The organism is Citrobacter gillenii, from assembly GCF_013337685.1.
GTDB lineage: Bacteria > Pseudomonadota > Gammaproteobacteria > Enterobacterales > Enterobacteriaceae > Citrobacter > Citrobacter gillenii.
Map to the genome: position 1 here is coordinate 1 of NZ_SUQN01000017.1, position 6533 is coordinate 6533.

Below are 6533 nucleotides of genomic sequence, written 5' to 3' on the forward strand. Positions count from 1 at the left end.
TGATGAGGTGTTGACGGCTGACCGGGTCTGCCCGCAGGGATGCGGGCAGAGGGGACGGCCTGCTGGGACGCAGGCTCGGCCCCGACCCGACAGGCAGACGGAATAAGACGAATGAATCGCGCAGCGACGATTTTCCCGCCGGGAGCCTGGGTTGCAAGGGAGGCGGCGGTGAGCCTCCCTTGCACGTTCACGGGTATCTGCGCTTCAGAGAAATGACACTGCTGAGGTGAACGGAAACCTGAGCAAGAATCACATGTTCACCCTACATGCTTAACTGAACGGCATTGCCCGCACGCGGCGGGCTGTAGAAGCAATAAGCAGATTACTCAACCTGTAAACGTGACGGCGGTGCAGAATGATAATGCGCATCAGCTTCAGCAAAGCGTTTTTGCATTGCGGCTGAAGGTGCTTTACCCAGCAAGCTGAACACCACGATACCAATACTGCCGAACACAAAGCCCGGGATGATTTCATACAGGCCCAGCCAGGCGAACTGTTTCCAGACGATAACCGTAACCGCACCAATGATCATCCCCGCCAGCGCACCGTTACGGGTCATACGCGACCACAGTACGGAGAACAGCACCACCGGTCCGAATGCCGCACCAAAGCCAGCCCAGGCGTAGCTCACCAGACCGAGAACGCGGTTTTCCGGGTTAGCTGCCAGAGCAATAGAGATCAGCGCGACTACCAGTACCATGACGCGGCCAATCCACACCAGTTCTTTCTGGCTGGCATTTTTACGCAGGAACGCTTTGTACAAATCTTCCGTAATGGCACTGGAACACACCAGCAGCTGGCAGCTCAGCGTCGACATCACCGCCGCAAGGATAGCCGACAGCAGAATACCGGCAATCCACGGGTTGAACAGGATTTGCGCCAGTTCAATAAACACCCGCTCGGCGTTCTGGTTCACCGCACCGGCCAGTGCCGGATTGTTATTGAAGTAGGCGATACCGAAGAAACCAACGGCCACCGCGCCCGCCAGACACAGGATCATCCACGCCATGCTGATGCGACGTGCATGCACGATGCTATGGTGAGAATCTGCCGCCATAAAGCGCGCCAGGATGTGCGGCTGACCGAAGTAACCCAGCCCCCAGCCCATCAGTGAAATAATGGCGACAAAGTTCAGGCCTTTGAGCATGTCCACGTTCTCAATGCTCTTTTGTTTGATCACTTCCAGCGAGTCTTCAAAGCCGCCGACGCCAATAATCACCATCACCGGCGTCAGGATCAGAGCAAAAATCATCAGGCTGGCCTGCACGGTATCGGTCCAGCTGACGGCCAGGAAACCACCAATAAAGGTATAGATAATCGTCGCTGCCGCACCCGCCCACAGCGCTGTTTCATAACTCATGCCGAAGGTGCTTTCGAACAGACGCGCCCCTGCAACAATCCCTGAAGCACAATAGATGGTGAAAAACAGCAGAATAACCAGCGCGGAAATAATACGCAGCACGCGGCTTTTATCTTCAAAACGACCGGTAAAGTAATCCGGTAGCGTCAGAGCATTATTATTGAACTCGGTGTGTACGCGTAAACGTCCGGCCACCAGCTTCCAGTTGATCCATGCGCCTAATGTCAGGCCGATGGCGATCCAGCTTTCTGAAATCCCCGACAAGAAAATCGCCCCCGGCAGCCCCATCAGCAGCCAGCCGCTCATGTCGGATGCCCCGGCGGAAAGCGCGGTGACAAACGGCCCCAGGCTGCGTCCACCCAGAATGTAATCATCAAAGTTTTTGGTTGAACGCCATGCAATAAACCCTATCAACAACATGCCAAAAATATAGACACAGAATGTCACTAACATCGGTGTGCTAATAGCCATCAAAACTCTCCAAAATTATGTATCGACAATGCCGTGGCTTGCCGTTTTATTACCCTGCCGGAACGTGGCAAAGATATCTATGTTGACCTGGGCGACCGTATCCTGCCGGAAGCAAGGATCATTCACAATCGATTTAACACACCATTTACATCAATTTTGATCTCGAGTAGATAGCATTTTTCTGGAGGTTGCACTCTCTCACACTTTTCGCGGTTGCACCTTTAAAAAGTGTTAACTGCCGCAGAGAAAAAGCGCTCGTATTTTTTACAGACATCCCAACAAATACCACATTTATTAACATTTCATTCATTTTCAAGCTTGCAAACCAAGTCACATTTAACACGGTTGCACAAAGTTGCAACATAGTGGATATTTCTCAGTAACTATCAGTCCCGTATTTCAGCACAACAGGAGTAAACGGCATGGGAACCACCACGATGGGGGTTAAGCTGGACGACGCCACACGCGAGCGTATTAAAACAGCCGCAACACGAATCGATCGCACGCCGCATTGGCTGATCAAACAAGCCATCTTTAATTATCTCGAAAGACTGGAAAATGACGATGCCCTGCCTGAGCTGCCTGCCCTACTGGCGGGTGCAGCCAATGAAGGTGATGACGCCTCGGCATACCAGAATGAAACTCACCAGCCTTTCCTCGAGTTTGCCGAGCAGATCCTGCCGCAGTCTGTTTCCCGGGCGGCGATCACCGCCGCGTATCGTCGTGCAGAAACCGACGCCGTACCGATGCTGATGGAACAGGCGCGCCTGCCGCAACCGATCGCTGAACAGGCTCATAAGCTGGCATATCAGTTAGCCGACAAACTACGTAACCAGAAAACCGCCAGCGGTCGCGCCGGCATGGTACAGGGACTCTTGCAAGAGTTCTCGCTGTCCTCTCAGGAAGGTGTTGCGCTGATGTGCCTGGCGGAAGCCCTGCTGCGTATTCCCGACAAAGCCACGCGCGATGCGCTGATCCGCGACAAAATTAGCAACGGTAACTGGCAGTCGCACATTGGACGCAGCCCGTCGTTATTCGTCAATGCGGCAACCTGGGGACTGCTGTTTACCGGACGCCTGGTCTCCACACATAACGAAGCCAGCCTCTCGCGCTCGTTGAACCGCATCATCGGTAAGAGCGGCGAGCCGCTGGTCCGCAAAGGCGTCGATATGGCGATGCGCTTGATGGGGGAGCAGTTCGTCACCGGGGAAACCATCGCCGAAGCACTGGCTAACGCACGGAAGCTGGAAGACAAAGGTTTCCGCTACTCCTACGACATGTTGGGAGAAGCCGCACTGACCGCCGCTGACGCGCAGGCCTATATGGTGTCTTACCAGCAGGCTATCCACGCGATTGGTAAAGCGTCTAATGGACGCGGCATTTATGAAGGGCCGGGGATTTCGATCAAGCTGTCGGCGCTGCACCCACGCTACAGCCGTGCGCAGTACGATCGCGTAATGGACGAGCTTTATCCACGCCTGAAGTCGCTCACCCTGCTGGCGCGTCAGTACGACATTGGCATCAATATTGACGCCGAAGAAGCAGACCGCCTGGAAATCTCCCTCGATCTGCTGGAAAAACTGTGCTTCGAACCTGAGCTGGCGGGTTGGAACGGGATTGGTTTTGTCATCCAGGCCTACCAGAAACGCTGTCCGTACGTGATTGATTATCTGATTGATCTGGCCACGCGCAGCCGCCGTCGCCTGATGATCCGCCTGGTAAAAGGCGCATACTGGGACAGCGAAATTAAACGCGCCCAGATGGACGGTCTGGAAGGGTATCCAGTGTATACCCGTAAGGTCTACACCGACGTTTCCTATCTGGCCTGCGCCAAAAAACTGCTTGCCGTGCCGAATCTGATCTACCCGCAATTTGCCACCCATAACGCCCATACGCTGGCGGCCATTTATCAGTTAGCGGGTCAGAACTATTATCCCGGACAGTACGAGTTCCAGTGCCTGCACGGCATGGGTGAACCCCTGTACGAGCAGGTTACCGGCAAAGTTGCCGATGGCAAACTGAACCGCCCATGCCGTATTTATGCACCGGTAGGGACCCATGAAACGCTGCTGGCGTACCTGGTGCGTCGGTTGCTGGAAAACGGCGCGAATACCTCGTTCGTTAACCGTATTGCCGACACCACTCTGCCGCTGGATGAACTGGTCGCCGACCCGGTCGAAGCCGTAGAAAAACTGGCGCAGCAGGAAGGCCTGGCGGGTCTACCGCATCCGAAGATTGCGCTGCCACGCGACCTGTACGGCAAGGGACGCGAAAACTCAGGCGGACTGGATCTGGCGAACGAACATCGCCTGGCCTCGCTGTCCTCTGCCCTGCTCAACAGCGCACTGCAAAAATGGCACGCGAAACCGATGCTGGAGCATCCGGTGACTGACGGACAAATGACGCCGGTAATTAACCCTGCGGAGCCGAAAGATATTGTGGGCTACGTGCGTGAAGCCTCCCCGAATGAAGTGGAGCAAGCGTTACAAAGCGCGGTAAATAATGCGCCGATCTGGTTCGCTACGCCGCCGCAGGAGCGCGCCGCTATTCTGCATCGCGCCGCCGTTCTGATGGAAGGCCAGATGCAGCAACTGATTGGCATTCTGGTTCGCGAAGCAGGTAAAACCTTTAGCAACGCCATTGCCGAAGTGCGTGAAGCGGTCGACTTCCTGCATTATTACGCCGGGCAAGTCCGCGATGATTTTGATAACGAAACCCATCGTCCGCTCGGCCCGGTGGTCTGTATCAGCCCGTGGAACTTCCCGCTGGCCATCTTCAGCGGGCAAATTGCCGCCGCGCTGGCTGCAGGCAATAGCGTGCTGGCAAAACCGGCAGAACAGACACCGCTGATTGCCGCCCAGGGGATCGCCATTTTACTGGAAGCTGGCGTGCCGCCAGGCGTGGTACAACTGTTGCCCGGCCAGGGTGAAACCGTCGGGGCACAGCTGACGTCCGATGAGCGCGTACGCGGCGTGATGTTCACCGGTTCAACGGAAGTCGCCACGCTGTTACAACGTAATATTGCTCGCCGTCTTGACACGCAAGGCCGTCCGATCCCGCTGATCGCCGAAACCGGTGGAATGAACGCGATGATCGTCGACTCCTCGGCGCTGACGGAGCAAGTGGTCGTTGATGTGCTGGCCTCCGCCTTTGACAGCGCCGGACAGCGCTGCTCGGCACTGCGCGTCCTGTGCCTGCAGGATGACATCGCCGAGCACACACTGAAAATGCTGCGCGGCGCGATGGCCGAATGCCGGATGGGCAATCCGGGCCGCCTGACCACTGACATTGGGCCGGTTATTGACGATGAGGCCAAAACCAATATTGAGCGCCACATTCAGGCCATGCGCGCCAAGGGACGTCCGGTATTCCAGGCTGCACGTGAAAACAGCGAGGATGCGCGGGAATGGCAAACCGGTACCTTTATTGCGCCGACGCTGATTGAGCTGGAGAGCTTCGACGAACTGCAAAAAGAGGTGTTTGGTCCGGTGCTGCACGTCGTACGCTACACCCGCAGCAATCTGGGCAATCTGATTGAGCAAATCAATGCTTCCGGCTACGGCCTGACGCTGGGTGTGCATACCCGTATTGATGAAACCATCGCTCAGGTCACCGGCTCCGCACACGTGGGTAACCTGTACGTCAACCGTAATATGGTTGGCGCGGTGGTCGGCGTGCAGCCCTTCGGCGGCGAAGGCTTGTCAGGCACCGGTCCGAAAGCCGGCGGTCCGCTGTATCTGTACCGTCTGCTGGCTAACCGTCCGGAAAATGCACTAAGCATCACCCTGGCGCGCCAGGATGCCGATTACCCTGTCGATGCACAGCTCAAGGCGGCGCTGATCCAGCCGCTGGACGCCCTCACCGAATGGGCAGCCGATCGCCCGGCGTTGCAGACCCTGTGCCAACAGTTTGCTGAACTGGCGCAGGCCGGAACTCAGCGTTTGTTGCCTGGCCCTACCGGCGAGCGCAACACCTGGACGCTGTTACCTCGCGATCGCGTTCTGTGTATTGCCGATAACGAACAGGACGCACTGGTTCAGGTCGCCGCCGTGGCTTCCGTGGGCAGTCTCATCCTGTGGCCGGATGATGCTTTCCACCGCGATCTGGCAAAACGTCTGCCTGCCGCTCTTTCCGGGCGCATCCAGTTTGCCAAAGCGGATAATCTGACCGTACAACCGTTCGATGCCGTTATCTTCCACGGTGATTCCGATCAACTGCGCGCGTTATGCGAGGCGGTTGCCGCACGGGATGGCGCAATTGTCTCGGTACAAGGCTTTGCCCGTGGTGAGAGCAATATCCTGCTGGAGCGGCTGTATATTGAACGCTCATTGAGCGTCAACACCGCTGCTGCTGGCGGTAACGCCAGCCTGATGACAATCGGCTAAGGGTATGGTTAATTAAGGCTCCGGTAACGGCAATACCATTCAGTTAAGCATGTAGGGTGAACATGTGATTCTTGCTCAGGGTTCCGTTCACCTCAGCGGTATCATTTCTCTGAAGCTCAGGTACCCGTGAACGTGCAAGGGAGGCTCACCGCCGCCTCCCTTGCAACCCAGGCTCCCGGCGGGAAAATCGTCGCTACGCGAGTTATTCGTCTTATTCCGTCTGACTGTCGGGTCGGGGCCGAGCCTGCATCCATGCAGGCCGTCCCCTCTGCCCGCATCCCTGCGGGCAGACCCGGTCAGCCGTCAACGGCTCATCG

General features: G+C 56.6%; 2 protein-coding genes and 2 pseudogenes. 2 read left to right on the plus strand and 2 right to left on the minus strand.

From position 1 onward, the window contains the following. Together FCH32_RS23155 and putP are read right to left on the minus strand one after the other, a co-directional pair. A pseudogene (locus FCH32_RS23155) lies at nt 1-191 on the minus strand (hypothetical protein); the annotation flags it as partial. Between the two features lie 131 nt (nt 192-322). Then, nucleotides 323-1831, minus strand: coding sequence for a sodium/proline symporter PutP (gene putP / locus FCH32_RS23020; protein ID WP_096757603.1), 1509 nt, complete (start codon nt 1829-1831; stop codon nt 323-325). Between the two features lie 422 nt (nt 1832-2253). Here putP and putA point away from each other — a divergent pair, with 422 nt between their 5' ends. Beyond that, nucleotides 2254-6216, plus strand: a complete 3963-nt coding sequence (putA, locus tag FCH32_RS23025; RefSeq protein ID WP_174361582.1) for a trifunctional transcriptional regulator/proline dehydrogenase/L-glutamate gamma-semialdehyde dehydrogenase — start codon at nt 2254-2256, stop codon at nt 6214-6216. A gap of 132 nt (nt 6217-6348) precedes the next feature. Beyond that, nucleotides 6349-6533: pseudogene (locus FCH32_RS23160) on the plus strand (hypothetical protein); the annotation flags it as partial.